Source organism: Pseudomonas sp. B21-017 (assembly GCF_024749245.1).
Taxonomy (GTDB): Bacteria; Pseudomonadota; Gammaproteobacteria; order Pseudomonadales; family Pseudomonadaceae; genus Aquipseudomonas.
In genome coordinates this window covers 40,246-59,673 of record NZ_CP087194.1, presented here as the reverse complement: position 1 = coordinate 59,673, position 19,428 = coordinate 40,246, and the positions used below count along the sequence as shown (strand labels likewise).

Genomic DNA, 19,428 nt, shown 5'->3' with positions numbered 1-19,428 from the left:
ACCGCCATGCGCCGCTGGGGAACTGAACGCATCGTTGGCCTGCACGACCCGCGGGTCAACGAGCATCACCTGGAATCGACGGGGTTGCCCGTGGACAGCCGTCTGCGTTTGCTCAGTTTCAATATCCAGGTCGGCATCAGTACCGAGCGTTATCGGCACTATCTGACCCGCGGCTGGCAGCATCTGCTGCCGCACACCGGGCGTGCCGACAACCTGCAAAAAATCGGCAATCTGCTGGGCGACTTCGATCTGGTCGCCTTGCAGGAAGCCGATGGCGGCAGCCTGCGATCGGGCTACGTCAATCAGGTCGAACACCTGGCGCAGCTCGGCGCCTTCCCTTATTGGTATCAACAACTCAATCGCAATCTCGGTCATCTCGGCCAGCACAGCAATGGCGTGCTCAGCCGCCTGCGCCCGTGGGCGATCGAGGATCATCCGCTGCCGGGGCCCAAGGGTCGCGGGGCCATTCTGGTGCGCTTCGGCGAAGGTCCGGAGGCGCTCGTGGTGGTGATGATGCACCTGGCGCTGGGCGCTCGCGCCCGTAGCATGCAACTGGCTTACATCCGCGAGTTGATCGGCGGTTATAAGCACCAGGTGCTGATGGGCGATATGAATACCCACGCCGGTGACTTGCTGCAACATTCCCCGCTGCGCGATTTAGGCCTGCTCGCGCCGCAGATGGAAGCGACCTTTCCCAGCTGGCGCCCACAGCGCTGTCTGGACCACATTCTGCTCAGCCCCACCCTGACGCTTGAAAAGGTCGAGGTGCTGGCACAGCCCATTTCCGATCACCTGCCGGTCGCGGTAGAGATTCGTCTGCCGGGCTCGCTCACGGCCGATGCATTCCCCGCGTTGAGTCCTGCCTGAATGAGCGACGAAGCACAGCGCTGGAAAGAGAAATACCTCAAAAGCATCGAACAACAGGAAAAGCTCGAACGTCGATGGGACGCCCGGCTCGACCTGCTGCGTCGCGGCCTGGTGCGCAGCACCCTGGCAGCCGAAGGTACCGATCGCGCCGTTGACCAATGCATGAAGGAAATGCGCGAAGTCGTACGCACGGACGACATGGACGCCGGCCTGGCAGCCTTGCTGCCGCGCCTGGAAAAAGCCGTGCTCGACTCCGAGCAGCGCCGGGAAACCCGGGTTGATCAAGTCAGCGCCGCACTGACGGCGCTGGTCTCCCAGTTGCAAGCATTGCCACTGCCACGGGAAGTGAGCCGGCCGCTGAAGAGTTTCGCCAAGCAGCTGGACGGACGTGTCGGCCAAGCTCGCGAAATCCCGTTGCTGCTCAGCGAACTGAGCGGCTTGCAAGGCAAAGCCTTGAGCCTGCTGGAGAACCCTGTGGAACCGGGTCGTCCGGGTTTTCTGCAGCGCCTGTTCGGTGGCCGGGATGCAGACGAGGCTGCGCCACAGATCGCCGCCCCCGAATTGCCAATGCCTGCACCGCAACCTGTCGAGCCGGTTGCAGCTCCACTGGCCGAACTCCCACTCGCGACGGTCAATCTCGCGCCAGCCGCCAACAAACCGCAAGCGGTAATGCCAACCGTTGAAGCTGCCCTGCCCGCCGCTGCGCCCGCTGAACCCGTGGACACTCCGGCTCCCACAGCAACAACGGCACCCATAGCCGAAGTCGTGGCGTTCGCCCCGCCCATCCTGGAGCCAGAGGCCACGAGCAGCCAGGCCCCGGAGCCACAAATCCAGCCGAACATCGAACAGCCGCAAGAGCCGGTTCCATCGATCGCCGTACCGGCCACCCAGGCTCCGCCGGCAATCAACCCGGATGAACTGATCCCGGAGGCCAGCGATCCGCAAACGTCAGAACACGACATTCTGTATGCCCTGCCGGACTCGCCGGAACCGTCCTACAGCTCTGTGGCCAAGCACATCGAAGACACTCTGCTGGGCCTTCTCGACGACCTGACGCTGCCCGAACGCCATCGACCGCAAGCCGAAGCGATGCGCAATCGTCTTCAAAACGGCTTGAATTGGTACGAGCTGCTACCGATCCTCGATGATCTGGCAACATTAATGCTGGCCATTACTGACAGCGGCCAACACGAATTCGAAGCCTATCTGCAGCGACTCAACGAACGCCTCGAATCATTTCAGAGCAACCTGCAAGCCGCCAGCGAAGGCCACGCCGACAACCGCTCTGCCGCGCGGGTGATGGACACGCAGATTCGCGAGCAAGTCGACGGCCTGCAAAACAGCATGCAGGACGCGGCGGACCTCGATGACCTCAAGCACATGCTGGAAGACCATCTCGAAGGCCTGCTCGGCACCATGGATCAGCACCAGAAGCAACGCGACGAGCGCGAGCAGGAAGTCGCTGCCCGCCTGCAAAGCCTGGCTGAAAGGGTGGCCCACATGGAGCAGGAAGCGCTGGGCTACCGCGAGCACCTCGAAGAACAGCGCCAGAAGGCTTTGATCGATCCGTTGACCGGCCTGCCGAATCGAGCAGCCTGGAGCGAACGGCTGGACCACGAAATCAGTCAATGGCAACAACACGGCAATACCCTGTTGCTGGCGATGCTCGACCTCGACCATTTCAAACGCATCAATGACAACTACGGCCATCTCGCGGGCGACAAGGTGCTGAAAATCATCGCCAGTGTGCTGCGCAAGCGTCTGCGCGGGACGGACTTCATAGCCAGGTTTGGCGGTGAGGAGTTTGTGCTGTTGATGCCTGCCACGGCGCCGATGGCCGGCGCGAAACTGTTGGAAACCTTGCGCGCATCGATCGAAGCTTGCCCATTCCACTTCAAGGGCGAGCGAGTCACTATCACCATTTCCATGGGACTGACCGCCTTCAGAGCGGGCGAACATAGCGACCTGGTGCTTAAAAGAGCTGATCAGGCGCTATATCGCGCGAAAAACACCGGGCGTAATCGGATAGAACTGGGCTGACAGTTAATTGTTCCATTTTGTTTAAAGGCGCGCTTTTGCGGTCGGCGCGCAAGGCAATACGTTACACTGTTGCATTATCGTCTCGCGTGTATTGCCTCCACCATGAAATTTCTTGCTCTTATTGCTTCGCTGCTTGTATTAGCCGGTTGCGCCAGCGGTCCCCGGATTGACACCAGCCACCCTTCAGTCAATCACGACAGCCGTATTCAGTTCGTGGTGATGCATTACACCTCCGCATCCCTGGAGGACTCGCTGCAATTGCTGACCCATGGCGAAGTCAGCAGCCACTACCTGATCGGCGACGACGAGCACGCCACCATCTATAAGCTGATGGATGAAAATCTTCGAGCCTGGCACGCCGGCGAAAGCCAATGGCAAGGCCGGACCTGGCTGAATTCCAGTTCCATTGGCATCGAAATCGTCAATCCGGGCTTCCAGGACACCCCGACCGGGCGTCTCTGGTATCCCTACAGCGAAGCCCAGGTCCAATCGATGATCTTTCTGCTCAAGGACATCAGCAAGCGCCAGGGCATCAGCCCTCGCCATATCATCGGCCATAGCGACATCGCCCCCATGCGCAAGCTCGACCCTGGCCCGCTGTTCCCCTGGAAACGCCTGGCGGCCGAAGGCCTGGGAATCTGGCCGAACGAGCAGGCCGTGGCGCGTCAGCAAGCGCAGTTCGCCATGCAGCTGCCAAGCATCAGTTGGTTTCAGGCACAACTTGCCCGCCTGGGCTACGCCACGCCACAAACCGGCGAACTGGATGCAGCGACACGCAATGTGCTGGCGGCTTTTCAGCTGCATTTTCGCCCGTCCCGTTTCGACGGCACGCCGGACGCGCAAACCGCGGCGCTTCTCCAGGTGTTGAACCAGACAAAATAATGACGCCCGCCCGACGGTCAGGGTCTTTTCCCAATCAGCAGCTATAACTCATTGGTAATCCTTCGGATATTCCATGATGACGGCTGCTCGAGAGAAGCTGCGTAGCTGGTTCTATCGCCCTTGGTTTCTGGCGACGCTGGCGGCTGCCTTGAGTGCCACGCTACTGATGACCGGCAGTCTGTTCATTGCGATGCATCAGGTCGAGGACAACGAAAGCCAGGAGATGAACGCCCAGGGGGAGCGCTTTCTGGTCCGTCTGGAGCAGCTTTTCGGGCAACTGCGCGAAAGCCTCGACGACCTTGAAGCTCAACCGCTGCGGGGCTGCGATGATGAAATGATCGCCACATTGCAGCAAGTCAGCTTCAATTACCGCTTCGTTTACGAAGCCGCTTACATGGATGCTTCAGGAATCTGCTCCAACCGCCCACGCCAGGAAGGGCTTTCGGTGATCCGGCCACCGGACATCGAGGGCCCCACCTACAGCTATTGGTTGAACACCACCACCGAACCCGATGAGAACCGCGCCGCACTGATGCTGGGGCGTGGCAATTTCCGGGTGGCTACGTCTCGCGGGCATTTGACCGACATGGTTGATCTGTCTCCGGGGAGCAGCCTGCTGGTGGTGCTCGACCACGACACCCGCGCGATTCCCGTGCTCGGTGCCGAGCAGGAGTGGCCCCCGACGCAACCCTGGCCCCCGAAAAATCACGATGCACTGCAAGTCACCCCTACCCGCCTGATTTACCGAATGCCGACCAACACTCCCGAATACCAACTGGTGCTGATCACCCCGCGTACCGGGATGCATGTGCCGGCCGTTTGGTGGTGGCTGCTTCCGGCCAGCCTCGCGCTAAGTGCCTGCGTAGGCATTCTGGTGTTTCTGCTGGTGCGCCAGCGTCAATCACTGGATGCCGAACTGCACGGCGCGATACAACGAGGCGAATTGCAGGTGTTGTATCAACCGATCTTCGACCTCGACAGTCGCAACTGTGTCGGAGCCGAAGCCTTGCTGCGCTGGCGAAGACCGGACGGCACCTTGACCAGCCCCGAGCTGTTCATTCCCATGGCGGAAAACACCGGCCAGATCCGCCAGATGACTGATTTCGTATTACAGCGCCTGCTGGAACAGCTCGGACAACTGTTGCGCGCCAATCCGCAGTTGTATATCTCGGTCAACCTGGCGGCCTGCGACGTCATGGTGCCGCGTATCGGTCAGGTGATGGCGCGCCTGCTGGCCTTGCACCGTGTAGCCGCCAGACAGATTGCCTTTGAGGTGACCGAGCGCGGATTGGTTGATGTCGTGGTGGCCAGAGAAAACCTGCAGGCCTTGCGCGATGTCGGGCATCAGGTGCTGATCGATGACTTCGGCACTGGCTATTGCAGCCTCGCCTACCTGCAAACACTGCCCGTGGACTGCCTGAAAATCGACAAGGCATTTATCGACGCGCTGGGTCATGACGCCGCCAGCAGCGGCGTGGCACCGCACATCATTCGCATGGCCCAGGCCCTGCAACTCAAGGTGATTGCCGAGGGCATCGAACATGAAGCCCAGGCAGAGTTTCTGAGCAGCGAGGGGGTGAAGTTCGGTCAGGGCTGGCTGTTCGCGCACCCATTGAGCGCTGTGCAATTCATCGAATTGATTACCCGTGGCCGCCGACAGGCAACGCGGCGTCTGGATGACGAAGACTGAGAGGGTTCAGGCTTATACCGCCAGCGCCATGTAGAACTGCGAACCCTGCCCCGGCCGTGAATACACGCCCATCCGCCCACCGTGCAACTGCACGATCTCCTTGCACAGCGCCAGACCGAGCCCGGCGCCGCCCTTCTTGCGGCCGACCTGAACAAAAGGCTCGAATATCCTTCCTTGCTGGCTGTAGGCAATGCCTTCGCCGTTGTCTTCGACACTGATAATCACCCGCTCCCCATGACGTCGAGCCTGCAAACGTATCAGCCCGTCGCGGGAGGTATGACGCAAGGCGTTGTCGATCAGGTTATCGAGCACCCGCTCCAGTTGCGCCTGATCGGCTTGCAGCCGTGGCAACGTTCCCTGCACTTCCACCAACAGCTCAATGCCCTTCTCCTGCGCCGGGCCGGCAAAGCGTGCCTGGGCCTGCTCCAGTAAATCTTTGATGGAGCACGGCGCCAGGGTGAGTTTTTGCAGGCCATTCTGATAGCGAGAGAAATTCAGCAGGTCGTTGATCAACTGCATCAAGCGCTGCATTTCTTCATTCACGGTGTTCAGCAAGTCGGCCTCACGGGAATCCTCGGCAAAATGCGCCCGCTCGCGGAACAGGCCGAATGCCATGTGCATCCCGGTGACTGGCGTGCGTAACTCATGGGAAGCACGCAAGACGAACTCGCTGCGCACCCGTTCGAAGGCACGCTGTTCGGTGACGTCATGCAACACCATCACGGCGCCGAGAATATGCCCCTGGGTATGGCTGACCGGTGTCAGGCTATACGTCAGCAATCGCGACTCCCCGTCAACCTCGATGCTCAGGTCGTCCGGCACTCGCTCCAGGGTGCCGCCGCGCAGCACCAGGTGCAGTTGTTCATCCAGTTCGGGACGCTCAAGTGCCGTGCCCAGCCCTTGGCCGAGACGCTCGGTGTCCCAGCCTAACTGGCGCTGAGCCACCGGATTGAGGTGCTCGAGCTGACCTTGACGATCAATGATCAGCAAACCGTCGTCGATGCTATCGAGCACTGCTTGCAAACGCTGCTGTCCGGCGAGTAGCTCGTCGATATTAGTGGCTTGGTGCTGTCGCAGGGCCTCGGCCATGATTCCGAAGCGTCGGGTCAGCTGGTTCATTTCCACTGCGGAGGAAATCGGCAGAGTCACTTCGAAATTGCCTTGGCCGATGTTGTCAGCCGCCGCCGCCAGGGCCTCGATCGGAGCTCCGAAACGCTGGGCGATCGCATGGGCGGTAATGAACCCGATGAACAGCACCCCCACCCCGATCAACCCGAGCAGGCCGGCAATCAGCAACGCGCGGTCCCGGGCCTGGCGTTCGGTTTCACTGATGTTATCCAGCGCGCGCTTCTGTTCGGCGATCAAACCGTTGCGCAGCGTGTTGAATTTTTCCGTGAGATCCCCGCCCCCAGTGAGCACCTGTGCCGTATCGCGGGAAAGATCGTAGGCCTGCAGAAAGCTCTGGTAATCAGCCTTGGCCTTTTTGAAACCGTACTGGGCGCCCTCGCTGGACGGCTCGCGAGCAATGCCTTCATCGAGCAATTCGAGGTAATGCTGTCGGGATGCCTCGAGCGCCGCGGGATCAGGCTTCTCGCCGAGCATGATGATCAGTTGATCACCCAGGGTCTGGCGCAGCTTCAATCCCAGATCCAGCCTGACGAAGTTGTCACGGATCAGGGCCTCCTGCGTACCAGCCATCTGCATCACGCTGACCAGCCCTAGCAACAGCCCGAGCAGCGCCACGGTGATCAAGGCTGAAATACTCAGGAACAACCGGGTGCGCAATGTCATCGCCAGTTTCATCGGGTGCAGCTCACAGGTTGTACTGCTTGCGTTTGCGGTACAGGGTCGAGGCGTCGATACCCAGGGTCTTGGCCGCCTGATCCAGGGTATCGGCGGTGGCAAGGACCGCGCCGATGTGGGCTTTCTCCAACTCATCCAGGCTCAACGCGGCGCCAATGCGTGGCGTATTGTTGGTCGGAGCTTCGGCCATGCCCAAGTGGCTGATCTCGACCCGCTCCTGCGGACAAATAATGCTCGCCCGTTCCACCACGTTGCGCAGCTCGCGGATATTGCCGGGCCAGCGGTAGCTGAGCAGCGCCTCGCGGGCCTCGTCGCTGAAACACCGGGCCGGACGCGAGTATTCCTTGACGAAGCGCGCCAGGAAACGGTCAGCCAGGTTCAGGATGTCTTCCCTGCGTTCGCGAAGCGGCGGCAGGTGCAAAGTGATGACGTTCAGCCTATAGAGCAAATCCTCACGAAACCGCCCGTCGCGGACCATGTCTTCAAGGTTGAGGTTGGTAGCCGCGAGGATTCGCACGTCGGCGCGACGGGTCACCGGGTCACCCACACGCTCGTATTCCTTGTCCTGGATGAAACGCAGCAACTTTGGCTGCAAAGTCAGGGGAAAATCGCCGATCTCGTCGAGAAACAACGTTCCGCCATCAGCCTGATTGACACGCCCCAAGGTGCTTTCGCTGGCACCGGTGAACGCGCCACGGCTGTGGCCGAAGAGTTCACTGTCCATCAATTCCGCTGTCAGGGAGGGGCAGTTGATGGTGATGCAGGATTTCTTCTGGCGTTTGCTCCAGCCATGAATGGCCTGTGACAGCTCACCTTTACCGGTGCCAGACTCTCCGAGAATCAGAATGTTGGCGTCGGTACTGGCGACCTGGCGTGCGGTTTCAAGCACCACTTTCATCGCCGGGCTGTGGGAGTCCAGCCCCTCCTTGGGTTTACGCACTTCACCTTCGAGGGCTTCCAGGCGTGCCGAGAGTTGCCGCACTTCCAGCTGTTTGGCGGTGGCCAGACGTAACTGATCGGGGCTGCAAGGTTTGACCAGATAGTCGGCGGCACCGGCCTGAATTGCATCCACTGCAGTGTCTACGGCCGAGTGAGCGGTGACGATCACCACACGCATCCAGGGCGCCTGAATTCGCATCTGGGCCAGCACATCGAGGCCATTGTCTTCACCCAGGCGCAAATCGAGGAAGCACAGATCGAAAACCTGACGCTGCAACAAGGCTTCGGCCTGAGCAGCGCTGGTCGCGGTGGCCACGCTGTAGCCTTCGTCTTCGAGGCAATAGCGAAAGGTTCGAAGGATGGCGGATTCGTCGTCCACCAGCAGAATGCGGCCTTGATGCTCAGTGGCTGATTCCATGTTCCTACGCTCCTTTAATAGGTGTTCTTGGTTAGTCCCGGAAAAATCGGGCAAGTTGCATGATTGATTCTGGTCGATTCCAGCCACAACAGGCTATCTATCTACTCAGAGTGCAGCTAATACGCTGATTTATTTGAATTTTTATTTACAGACCATTCTTTCAGCGACTGCCTGCGTCCCTTTCTGACATCTACGCCCTCCCCGCAATTCCAAAAATATTGAAAGTGCCTGCGAACTCATCGTGCATTACGCACGACTGCAAACGGATCATCGTGCAGGATGCGTCTAAAACGTTTTCTACAAACACAATAACCTTTTGATTTCTATCGTATTTATTCTTTATTAAAGCTGGCATGCAGGCTGCAATGGTCTAGGTAATCAGGGCATTTAATGAACCAGCGCCCGCCAAAGATAACTACCCGTATGGGAGGAACTTCAGGATGAATCGCCAAAGTGCCGCCCAATTGCGTCTTTCGCCACTGCATGTCCAGCAAGGCTTGTTTGCCCTGTTGGCGTTGTTGATCACCCTGATTGGTGGCCAGCAGTACATGCGTTGGGAGCAAAGCGCGCAACCGGCGCCAGTGCACCTTTCGATTCCACATCCCCCCCAAAGCCACTTCAGCGCCGTCAGCAGCAACCCGGCTGACAACGCCTCAATACGAATGATGGGCGTCGACCAGGCCCGGCCTGTGGACGAGACGCCCTCCCAGGAACGTTGGGTGTTTTAAGCAAACGAACTTGGCGCGCTCAACGCGCCGGGAAATGCACCACAAGCAACATCCTTAAATAGAAGCGTAAGGAGAATCACCATGTTGAGCTGGGCAATCACATTCCTGATCATTGCCATCATCGCTGCAGTATTGGGCTTCGGTGGTATCGCGGGCACCGCCACGGGTATCGCCAAGATTCTCTTTGTCGTATTCCTGGTGATGTTCATTGCTTCCTTCTTCTTTGGCCGTCGCGGTCGAGGTTGATATGTGTGTTTTGGTTAAAGACATTGGCGGCCGCCCTGCTTCTGGGCGGCAGTGCCATGACGATCGCGGCCACCCACGCGACATGCCGACTACCGCTTACTCGGTAAACCGGACGAAGGCATGCAGAAGATGTGGATGGCGCGACTGAAGAAAGATCCACGCCGGTATTGAGTTCGAAACACGAAAGAGGCCTCACGCTTCTTTCCACTGCGCTACCCGAGGACGGTAGACGCATGACCAAGGGGTCGGGACGTTCTGACTGCTTCAGGGTCGGAGTGACCTACGGGTACAGGGAGTAGCCGCGCAAGGGCCGGGTCAGGTGAAGCTGCGACGCAAGTTCGTCGGCCTAGCGTGGCTCGACGGACTTGCGGAGAGCTTCAACGTGCAAAACGTTGATCTAGAGCATTCTGCTCATATGTTCTTGCTGCATATTCCCCGCAAAACCGTTTCGCGGTGTTTCTTCGTGACCGTATATCGAGAAAGCTCTGACTTTCATGAGAAGAAAAATCGCAGTCGAACGTAGGACATCTCCTAAATTTTCACTGGTTCAAAAAAACATCAACCGGCGCTGAAATGGCCGGTTCACGGCACTTATACCTGCCGAAATGTCGCATTCGAACCGGCTGGGACGTGGGTTTCAGTTGAAAAATCTCATGCCGATTCGGCATAGGGTAGGCGTTTACGGCATTAGACGGCGCTTCCCCGCATCGGAATAGTTGCGCCTTTTTCGCTGCCAGAGAGCTGTAAATGCTCGCTCGCGGGGACCTTATACGGGGGTTGGTGCAAGACGGCTTCGCCATTGAGCGTTGCAGTTCATGCATCGGCCTGAGTCAAACGCAAGTAAGGGTAAAGATATGAAGAAGGCAAAGCTTAGCCTCGCCTGGCAGATCCTCATCGGTCTGGTTCTGGGGATAGCAATAGGTGCACTGCTCAACCACTTCAGCGCTGAAAAGGCCTGGTGGATCAGCAACGTCCTGCAACCAGCAGGCGATATCTTTATCCGTCTGATCAAGATGATCGTGATCCCGATCGTAATCTCCTCGCTGGTCGTCGGCATCGCTGGCGTTGGGGACGCGAAAAAACTCGGGCGTATCGGTCTGAAGACCATCATTTACTTCGAGATCGTCACCACCATCGCCATTCTGGTCGGTCTGGTGCTGGCCAACGTGGTCCATCCGGGCAGCGGTATCGACATGAGCACCCTGGGTACCGTGGATATTTCCAAGTACCAGGCCACTGCTGCCGAGGTTCAGCATGAACACGCGTTCATCGAAACCATCCTCAACCTGATCCCGTCGAACATCTTTGCGGCCATGATGCGCGGCGAGATGCTGCCGATCATCTTCTTCTCCGTGTTGTTCGGTCTCGGTCTGTCGAGCCTGCAATCGGACCTGCGCGAACCTCTGGTGAAGATGTTCCAGGGCGTGTCGGAAAGCATGTTCAAAGTCACCCACATGATCATGAACTACGCCCCGATCGGCGTGTTCGCACTGATCGCGGTGACCGTGGCCAACTTCGGCTTCGCCTCCCTGCTGCCACTGGCCAAGCTGGTCGTCCTGGTTTACTTCGCCGTCGCCTTCTTCGCCTTCGTGGTGCTGGGCCTGATCGCTCGCCTGTTCGGCTTCTCGGTGATCAAGCTGATGCGCATCTTCAAGGATGAGCTGGTCCTGGCCTACTCCACCGCCAGTTCCGAAACCGTGCTGCCGCGCGTGATCGAGAAGATGGAAGCCTACGGTGCGCCGAAAGCCATTTGCAGCTTCGTGGTACCGACCGGCTACTCGTTCAACCTCGACGGTTCGACCCTGTACCAGAGCATCGCGGCGATCTTCATTGCCCAGCTGTACGGCATCGACCTGTCGATCAGCCAGCAACTGCTGCTGGTGCTGACCCTGATGGTCACCTCTAAAGGCATCGCCGGCGTACCGGGTGTGTCCTTCGTGGTGTTGCTGGCCACTCTGGGCAGCGTCGGTATTCCGCTGGAAGGCCTGGCATTCATCGCCGGTGTCGACCGCATCATGGATATGGCACGCACCGCGCTGAACGTGATCGGCAACGCCTTGGCCGTGCTGGTCATCTCGCGTTGGGAAGGCATGTACGACGACGCCAAGGGCCAGCGCTACTGGAACTCCCTGCCGCACTGGCGCAGCAAGGAAAAGCTGCCGGTTGGTGAAACCTCCAGCAACTAATGCCCGCTCCCACAAGAGCCCCCAACAAACCCCGGAGAAATCCGGGGTTTGTCGTTTCTGCCTACCCCGCTATCATTCGCCGCATCTTCCGGGGGATTTGACTGATGCTTAATGGCCTGTGGCTTGGCTTCTTCATCGTGGCAGCCGTATCGGCGCTGGCGCAGTGGCTGATCGGTGGTAACGCCGGGATCTTTGCGGCGATGGTGGAAAGTATTTTCGCCATGGCCAAATTGTCGGTCGAGGTCATGATCCTGTTGTTCGGCACCCTCACCCTCTGGCTGGGCTTTCTGCGGATCGCCGAGAAGGCCGGGATCGTCGAGTGGCTGGCCAAGGCGCTGGGGCCACTGTTCCTGCGCCTGATGCCGGAAGTGCCGGCCGGTCATCCCGCCATCGGCCTGATCACCCTGAACTTCGCCGCCAACGGCCTGGGCCTGGACAACGCCGCCACACCGATCGGCCTCAAAGCCATGAAGGCGCTGCAAGAGCTCAACCCCAGTGCAACGATCGCCAGCAACGCGCAGATCCTCTTCCTGGTGCTCAACGCCTCCTCCCTGACCCTGCTGCCCGTGACGATCTTCATGTACCGCGCCCAGCAAGGCGCGCCCGATCCGACGCTGGTGTTCCTGCCGATCCTGCTCGCCACCAGCTGCTCAACCATCGTCGGCTTCCTGAGCGTAGCGTTCATGCAACGCCTGCGCATCTGGGACCCGGTGGTGCTGGCGTATCTGATTCCCGGCGCCCTCGCCCTTGGCGGCTTCATGGCACTGCTGGCGACGCTCTCGGCGACTGCGCTGGCGAGCCTGTCATCGGTCCTCGGCAACGTGACGCTGTTCGGCTTGATCATGCTGTTTATGATCATCGGCGCATTACGCAAGGTGAAGGTCTACGAGGCATTCGTCGAAGGCGCCAAAGAAGGCTTCGACGTCGCCAAGAACCTGCTGCCGTATCTGGTGGCGATGCTCTGCGCCGTGGGCGTACTGCGAGCATCCGGAGCGCTGGATTTCGGTCTGGACGGGATTCGTCACCTGGTGGCGTGGGCCGGTTGGGACACGCGCTTTGTCGATGCCTTGCCGACCGCATTGGTCAAACCCTTTTCCGGCAGTGCCGCCCGGGCAATGCTGATTGAAACCATGAAGACCGAGGGGGTGGACAGCTTCCCGGCGCTGGTGGCGGCGACAGTCCAGGGCAGTACCGAAACGACCTTCTATGTCTTGGCGGTGTATTTCGGCGCGGTGGGCATCCAGCGTGCACGGCATGCGGTGGGCTGTGCGCTGCTGGCGGAGCTTGGCGGGGTGCTGGGGGCCATCGGGGTTTGCTACTGGTTCTTCGGCTAAACGAAAACCCTGTGGGGGCAAACCCACTCCCACAGGGTTCAGCGGTGGCTTCAGGGCCTCAGCGGCGGCACGACTTTCTGACCCTGCTCCACCGTCCAGGCCACCACCTGTGCCGTCAACTGGTCGCTGGCCTGGCCGAACCCGGCGACCACCGCCGGCACCTTCACATCGCTCAACGGCTGACGCACTTCAAAGCGCCGACTGGCGAGGATGCGCTGGTCATACCCACGCACCAGCAATGCATCCAGCCGCACGACCACGCTCGCCGTCGTGCCTTGGTATTCGGTCTGGAACGCCTGCAGGTTGCCGCCCAGCTCCAGGTCCGCCTGCAAATTGCTGTCATCGGTGCTGAGCAACGGCACCCGACCGTCACGCTGGAAACCATCGAGCAGACGATTGCGCAGCAGCACCGGCGCCGGGTCGCTCCAGCGGGAAGCCTTGTAGCTGCTGATCAGGTCACCCTGAGGGATCACGGCGATCTTCGGGTTGTTCAAGGCTTCGCTCGTCTGCGGCTTGGCCAGCCGCAGCGACCAGTGCAGCGCCGTGCTGTGATTGGCCGGTGCGCCGCTCTGGGCCGAGGGCAACCGGTAGACATCGGATGGCTCGGACTTGGGCAGAATCGAGCAGGCACTGGTCAGGGCAAAACCGACAGTCAAGGCTAACGGGATCAGCTTCATGGCGTGAACTCCTTGTTCTTGTCACTGCCCAGCAGGTAACCGCTGGGGTTGGCCTCAAGCCGCTGGGAAATGGTGCGCAGCGAGCTCAAGGTGTCGCGCAACTCACGCACTGCCGGCGCCAGGCCATTGAGGCCCTGCATGCCGTTGTTGAGGGAATCCTGATTAGTGGTGAGCAATGAGTTGATGGTCGCGCTGCTCCGTTCCAGGGACTTCATGGCTTGCTCGGCACTGCCAAACATCTGCTTGCCCTGATCGTTGAGCAGGCTGTTGGCGTTGCGCATCAGCCCAGCAGTTTGTTCGAGTGTGGCGGAGGCCTGTTTACTGATCGACGCCAGTTGCTGCATGGCCTGGCCGATGTCGCCGCGCTGGTCGGCGATGATGCCGGTGGTTTGCTCCAGATGCTCAAGGGTCTTGCTGATGCGCTCGACGTTTTCCGAAGAAAACATCTGATTGGCGTTCTGCATCAACACGTTCACACCGGTCATCAGATCGTTACTGTCGCTCATCAAACGGGCGATAGGCGAGGGTGATGCCACGATGGTCGGCAAATTGCCGCCCTTGCCCTTGAGTGTCGGACTTTGCGGTGTGCCCCCGCTGAGCTGAATGATCGAGGTGCCGGTGATCCCGGTCAGCGCCAGTTTGGCCTGGGTGTCTTCCTTGATCGGGGTATCGCCGCCCAGGCGGATCCGCGCCAACACCCGGCGCGGATCATTCGGGTCCAGGCGCAGCGTCACTACGTCGCCGACCTTGATCCCGCTGTACTGCACGGCGCTGCCCTTGGACAAACCGCTGACCGCCTCGTTGAAGACGATTTCGTAATCCTTGAATTCGGTGTCGACGCTGGACTTGGCCAGCCACAGACCGAAGAGCAGGGCGCCTGCCACCACTATGACGGTGAACAGGCCGATCAATACGTGATGGGCTCGGGTTTCCATGTCAGACCTCGTTGAGCTGGTTAGCGGCCGTCAGCGCCGCGCGGCCGCGAGGGCCATGGAAGTATTCGTGAATCCACGCGTCGTCGGTTTCCGAAACCTTGTCGATGGCATCCGCCACCAGTACTTTCTTTTGCGCCAGCACCGCCACCCGGTCGGTGATGGTGTAGAGCGTGTCGAGGTCGTGGGTGACCAGAAACACACTCAAACCCAACGCGTCGCGCAGGGTCAGAATCAATTGATCGAACGCCGCCGCGCCAATCGGGTCGAGACCAGCGGTGGGCTCGTCGAGAAACAGAATGTCCGGGTCCAGCGCCAGCGCCCGGGCCAGGGCGGCGCGCTTGATCATGCCGCCAGACAGTGAAGCAGGGTACTTGTCGGCCGCTGACAAGGGCAATCCGGCCAATGCCAGTTTCACCGCCGCCAGGTGCTCGGCATCGGTACGGCTCAGGCCGGCGTGTTCGATAAGGGGCAGGGCGACGTTCTCGGTCACTGTCAGCGAAGAGAACAGGGCGCCTTTCTGGAACAACACGCCGAAGCGCCGCTCGACCAGCGAACGCTCGTGCTCCGACAGGCTCGGCAAGTTCTTGCCGAAGACCTTCACCAGCCCTTCGCTGGGCTGGCGCAAGCCGACGATGCTGCGCAACAGCACCGATTTGCCGCTGCCGGAACCGCCGACCACCGCCAGAATTTCGCCTTTGTACAAATCCAGGTCGAGGTTCTCGTGCACGCTCTGGCGGCCGAAGCGATTGCACAGCCCACGGACTTCGATCACCGCCTCGGAAGGCGCTCGGGGTAGACGACTCACCAGCCCATCTCCATGAAAAACAATGCGGCCACGGCATCGAGGACGATCACCACGAAAATCGACTGCACCACACTCGACGTGGTGTGCGCACCGACGGACTCGGCGCTGCCGCTGACCTTGAAGCCTTCAAGACAGCCGATGGCGGCGATCAGGAACGCAAAAATCGGCGCTTTGACGATCCCCACCAGGAAGTGCTGAACACCGATGTCCGATTGCAGCAGCGACAGGAACATCGCCGGCGATATATCCAGCGACAGCGCACACACCACGCCACCGCCGACAATCCCCGACAACATCGCCAGGAAGGTCAGCATCGGCAGCGCCACCAGCAACGCCAATACCCGCGGCACCACCAGCAACTCCATCGGGTCGAGGCCGAGGGTGCGGATCGCGTCGATCTCTTCGTTGGCCTTCATCGAGCCGATCTGCGCGGTGAACGCGCTGGCGGTGCGGCCGGCCATCAGGATCGCGGTGAGCAACACGCCGAATTCGCGCAGAAAAGAGAACGCCACCAGGTCCACGGTAAAAATGCTCGCGCCGAAGCTCGCCAGCACAGTCGCACCGAGAAACGCTACCACGGCGCCCACCATAAAGGTCAGCAGGGCGACGATGGGAGCGGCGTCGAGGCCAGTCTGCTCAATGTGCGCGACCATTGGCGTGAGGCGCCAGCGCTTGGGACATAACAGCCCGCGCGCGATGGTTTGCAGGATCAGGCCGACAAAACCCAGCACCTGCAGGGCGTCCTGCCAGACCGCATCGACCGCACGGCCGATACGGGTCAGCAGTTGAATGCCGACGCTGATTTCCGGCTCTTTGATCGGCACGCAGAAATCAGTCAGCGAGCAATACACCGTCTGCAACAAGGCGCGATCGGCGGAGGAAAGGGTGCAATCAGGGTGTTCGGCGGACTTGCCCAGACGCTCGGAACCCAGCAACTCCACCAACAGCGATGCACCCGCCGTGTCCAGGGCACCGAGGCCGTTGAGGTCGATGGGGGTGTTGTTGTCGTATTGGCCACGGAGCTTTTCGCTCAGGTGGCTGAGATCGGCGTAATGAGCGAGCGTCCAGTCACCCGTGACCCGCAGCAGGGCAGGGATGTGCGAGGTATCCAGTCGGACATTGCCAGGCGTTGTGCTGCTGGTCATAAGCTCCTGCTTGTTCGGCAATTGCGCAGACCAGATTAATAGCACGAACCGCGTTACTTATCTTTGATGGGTGTGCTGTCCATGACCTTGAAGCGCAGCACGCCGATCAACTGGCCGTCTTCGGTGAGCACCCGAACTTGCCATTTACCCGCGGGATTGCCGGGGAAATTCTGCTTGTGGGTCCAGGCGCGGTAGCCTTCCTTGCGCCCGCCGTGGATATCCAGAGGGATGCGGTCGACCTCTTTACCGTTGAACATCCAGACGTGATAAATCCGCTCGTCCAGCCCCCGTGGGGCATTGATCGCGGTGTAGGCGTACAAACCGTCGCCACGAATCTGCTCGGCGCTGACTTCTTCCAGGCTCTTGCCGGGGGTGCGGTCCTGCATTTGGGTGCTGATCGCCACATCGGTCATCCACAGGGTGGCCGGCGGAACCCAGGAACGCAGCACCCAGCCGACAGCGCCGATACCCACGGTGATGCTGAGGATCGCCAACGCATTGCGCACGGTCCGAATCGGGAAGATCGACGCCAGACTGGGGAACGACAGCACCATGGCGATGCCCAGCGCCAGTTTGAAGCTCTGGGAGGTGGTCAGGTGCAGGATGACGGGCAGGGCGGTCAGCAGGGCGGCGAAGAGGGTCAGGGTATGCAGCGCCAGGAACGCCCAGCGGCGCGGCGCCAGCCATTTGTAGTAGAGCGGGTCGGTGATCGAGATCAACGCCGCCATGCCCAACAACCCCGTGAAAAACAGTTGGCCGCTGTTCCAGGTGGTGGTGATGAAAAAGAACGGCAGGACGAAGAACAGGCTTTCCTGATGGATCATCTGCGTCGCATAACGCAGCAGGGGCTGGGGTATTTCGCGCTTGAAGACCTTGGCGAACAACTCAGTGAGGCTGTTTTCCAGCATCAGCCAGACCCAGCTGACCAGCATGATGGTGGTGATCCAGGTCGCCAGGCCTTGCTGGCGATCCACCAAGATGAAGCTGCCGACCCCGGAAATGAAACCGCCGAGCGCGATGACCCCGGGGTAGCGCTTCATCAATTCCAGGATGCGCTGTATGTACAGGGTCAGAGTCGGCATTCGGCGGTTCACAATAGTCGTGGGAAAAATCCCCGACAGGGTACCGTCCGAGGGGGCCTGTGGCGAGGGTTCCGGTTACGTTGACCAACCCCAAACCCTGTGGCGAGGGAGCTTGCTCCCGCTGGGTCGCGAAGCGGCCCTAAAACCACCCACCGCGTAATTTCAAGTAGATCTCCGATACCGGTTTACGGCTGCTGCGCAGCCGAGCGGGAGCAAGCTCCCTCGCCACAGGGAAATAACTACTTTCTGCGGTGAACACGCCAACCCAATGCCCCAAGCACCATCAATCCAAATACCCCGGCAATCGCCCACATCAACTGGTCATAACTCACCAACGGCTTCTCGATCCGCAAATACCCCGGTTGCAGCAGCAACTCACGCATCGCCTGGTTCGCCTCGGCCAGCGTCACTTCTTGCAGTGCCTTGGCCGGGTTGGTGAAATGGCCGTCCTCGTAGTCCCCAAGGGCGCTCCAGTAGTAATCCGCCAGGGCGCTATTGCCTTGCACGGCCCAGGCCTGACGGGCGATGGCGGCCTGCTTGAGGCGGGCGAAGGTGGTGGCGTCGAGACCGTCCTTGAGCAAACCGGCTTTGAGCTCATCCAGCACCTGTTCAGCTGCCGGCACGTCGCCGCGTTCAAGATCGGCGTTCAGGCTCATGAAGCCCACTCCGCCAAACACCTCACGCTCGGCCGAGGGCCCATAGGACAACCCATGGACCAGGCGCAGTTGGCGATAAAGCGCCCAGTCCAGGTAGTCCTTGAGCAGATCGAACGTTTCGTCGGGCTGGTCTTCCTGCACCGGTTCCGGCACCAGCCAGTGCAACTTGGCGCCGCCACCGACAAAACCGTGGCTCAGAGTACGCTCGTGGGCCGCGCTGGCCTGGATTGTCGGCAAGGGCAGGTGATCGGCAGGCTCGACGGCTACGAGCGCGCCATACGCCCGTTCCAGATAGGCCGGCAGCAGGCGGTCGAGCTCGCCGACCACGATCAGGGTCATGTTGTTGGGCGCGTACCAGGCTTTGCGCACCCTCTCCAGTTGCTCGCGGGTCAGGTGACTGACTTCGGCGCGCTCCTGGCATTTGAGGCCCAGTTCCACCGCCAACTGATTACTGGCGGTGTGGCCCAGGTCCTGGCGATCCAGCCAGCGTTGCAGGTGCGAATAATGGCCACCGTCTTCGCGCTCGACCACCTGCTTGGCGACGTTGATAGCGTTGTCGTCGATACGGGTCTGGGTCAGCAGAGCCAACAACAGATCGAGGGCCTTACGCTGGTTTTTCGCCGGTGCTTCGATGACGAACGTGGTGTCGGCGTTGCTGGTGTAAGCGTTCCACTCACCACCCAGGGCCTGCATGCGCTCCTCCAGACCACCTTCGCCGGTGGCGTCGATGCCGCTGAACAGCAAGTGTTCGAGCAGATGCGGCAGCTCCTTGTCGGCGCAGCTGAAATCATCCAGACCCACGCCGACTACCAGCCGAATCGCCACATGCCCGCGCTCGGTGCCCGGTTTGAGGACCAATTGCAGGCCGTTGGGCAGCGTATAGCCCTCGACCTGAAAGCGATCCAGGGCAAATGAGGGCAGGGCGCCGAGCAACAGACAAGCGAATAGCAGACAGCGCATAACGAGTTTCCGTACGACAGCGTAAGTACAACAGA

Annotated in this window: 16 protein-coding genes and 1 pseudogene; 9 read left to right on the top strand and 8 right to left on the bottom strand. The window is 60.2% G+C overall.

The window, feature by feature from the left end:
• Positions 1-6: 6 nt before the first annotated feature.
• The 4 genes from LOY28_RS00260 (at position 7) to LOY28_RS00245 (ending at position 5,479) form a co-directional block, all read left to right on the top strand.
• On the top strand, positions 7-867 hold the full coding sequence (locus LOY28_RS00260; protein WP_007940704.1) for an endonuclease/exonuclease/phosphatase family protein: 861 nt from the start codon (positions 7-9) through the stop codon (positions 865-867).
• Complete coding sequence (locus LOY28_RS00255) at positions 868-2,907, top strand: diguanylate cyclase (protein WP_258612906.1); 2,040 nt, start codon at positions 868-870, stop codon at positions 2,905-2,907. It abuts the gene before it with no gap.
• A 102-nt stretch (positions 2,908-3,009) separates the two neighbouring features.
• Positions 3,010-3,789 carry an N-acetylmuramoyl-L-alanine amidase gene (locus tag LOY28_RS00250; protein WP_258612905.1) on the top strand — a complete coding sequence of 260 codons (780 nt, stop codon included), beginning with the start codon at positions 3,010-3,012 and terminating at the stop codon, positions 3,787-3,789.
• 73 nt (positions 3,790-3,862) lie between these two features.
• Positions 3,863-5,479, top strand: coding sequence for an EAL domain-containing protein (locus LOY28_RS00245; RefSeq protein WP_018927280.1), 1,617 nt, complete (start codon positions 3,863-3,865; stop codon positions 5,477-5,479).
• A gap of 12 nt (positions 5,480-5,491) precedes the next feature.
• Here LOY28_RS00245 and LOY28_RS00240 read toward each other — a convergent pair whose 3' ends face one another.
• Positions 5,492-7,282: a KinB sensor domain-containing domain gene (locus tag LOY28_RS00240; RefSeq protein WP_018927281.1), complete on the bottom strand. Its 1,791-nt coding sequence runs from the start codon at positions 7,280-7,282 to the stop codon at positions 5,492-5,494.
• A 10-nt stretch (positions 7,283-7,292) separates the two neighbouring features.
• Positions 7,293-8,639, bottom strand: a complete 1,347-nt coding sequence (gene algB, locus LOY28_RS00235) for a sigma-54-dependent response regulator transcription factor AlgB (protein WP_018927282.1) — start codon at positions 8,637-8,639, stop codon at positions 7,293-7,295.
• Between the two features lie 440 nt (positions 8,640-9,079).
• Here algB and LOY28_RS00230 point away from each other — a divergent pair, with 440 nt between their 5' ends.
• The 5 genes and pseudogenes from LOY28_RS00230 (at position 9,080) to LOY28_RS00210 (ending at position 13,133) form a co-directional block, all read left to right on the top strand.
• Positions 9,080-9,367: a hypothetical protein gene (locus LOY28_RS00230; RefSeq protein WP_064615662.1), complete on the top strand. Its 288-nt coding sequence runs from the start codon at positions 9,080-9,082 to the stop codon at positions 9,365-9,367.
• A gap of 81 nt (positions 9,368-9,448) precedes the next feature.
• Entirely contained in the window at positions 9,449-9,613 is a 165-nt protein-coding gene (locus LOY28_RS00225) for a DUF1328 domain-containing protein (protein WP_003177151.1), read from the top strand.
• Between the two features lie 66 nt (positions 9,614-9,679).
• Positions 9,680-9,784 (top strand): annotated as a pseudogene (locus tag LOY28_RS00220) (Ivy family c-type lysozyme inhibitor); the annotation flags it as partial.
• A 683-nt stretch (positions 9,785-10,467) separates the two neighbouring features.
• On the top strand, positions 10,468-11,799 hold the full coding sequence (gltP, locus tag LOY28_RS00215; protein WP_018927284.1) for a glutamate/aspartate:proton symporter GltP: 1,332 nt from the start codon (positions 10,468-10,470) through the stop codon (positions 11,797-11,799).
• Positions 11,800-11,903: 104 nt separating this feature from the next.
• A complete protein-coding gene (locus LOY28_RS00210) occupies positions 11,904-13,133 on the top strand; it encodes a nucleoside recognition domain-containing protein (RefSeq protein WP_258612904.1) in 1,230 nt (409 codons plus the stop codon).
• Between the two features lie 50 nt (positions 13,134-13,183).
• On the opposite strand, the gene LOY28_RS00205 is transcribed toward LOY28_RS00210, so the two are convergent.
• From LOY28_RS00205 to LOY28_RS00180, 6 genes are all read right to left on the bottom strand, one after another.
• Positions 13,184-13,810 (bottom strand): ABC-type transport auxiliary lipoprotein family protein, encoded by a 627-nt coding sequence (locus tag LOY28_RS00205; RefSeq protein WP_018927286.1) that lies wholly within the window; start codon positions 13,808-13,810, stop codon positions 13,184-13,186.
• On the bottom strand, positions 13,807-14,745 hold the full coding sequence (locus tag LOY28_RS00200) for an MlaD family protein (protein ID WP_018927287.1): 939 nt from the start codon (positions 14,743-14,745) through the stop codon (positions 13,807-13,809). Before LOY28_RS00200 ends, LOY28_RS00205 begins: the two co-directional genes overlap by 4 nt.
• Before the next feature lies 1 nt (position 14,746).
• A complete protein-coding gene (locus LOY28_RS00195) occupies positions 14,747-15,550 on the bottom strand; it encodes an ABC transporter ATP-binding protein (RefSeq protein ID WP_018927288.1) in 804 nt (267 codons plus the stop codon).
• Entirely contained in the window at positions 15,547-16,695 is a 1,149-nt protein-coding gene (locus LOY28_RS00190; protein WP_258612903.1) for an ABC transporter permease, read from the bottom strand. The genes LOY28_RS00195 and LOY28_RS00190 overlap by 4 nt, the downstream gene beginning before the upstream one ends.
• Positions 16,696-16,748: 53 nt before the next feature.
• Positions 16,749-17,777 carry a DUF5924 family protein gene (locus LOY28_RS00185; protein ID WP_028940067.1) on the bottom strand — a complete coding sequence of 343 codons (1,029 nt, stop codon included), beginning with the start codon at positions 17,775-17,777 and terminating at the stop codon, positions 16,749-16,751.
• Between the two features lie 239 nt (positions 17,778-18,016).
• Positions 18,017-19,393 (bottom strand): pitrilysin family protein, encoded by a 1,377-nt coding sequence (locus LOY28_RS00180; protein ID WP_258612902.1) that lies wholly within the window; start codon positions 19,391-19,393, stop codon positions 18,017-18,019.
• Between the last annotated feature and the right edge of the window lie 35 nt (positions 19,394-19,428).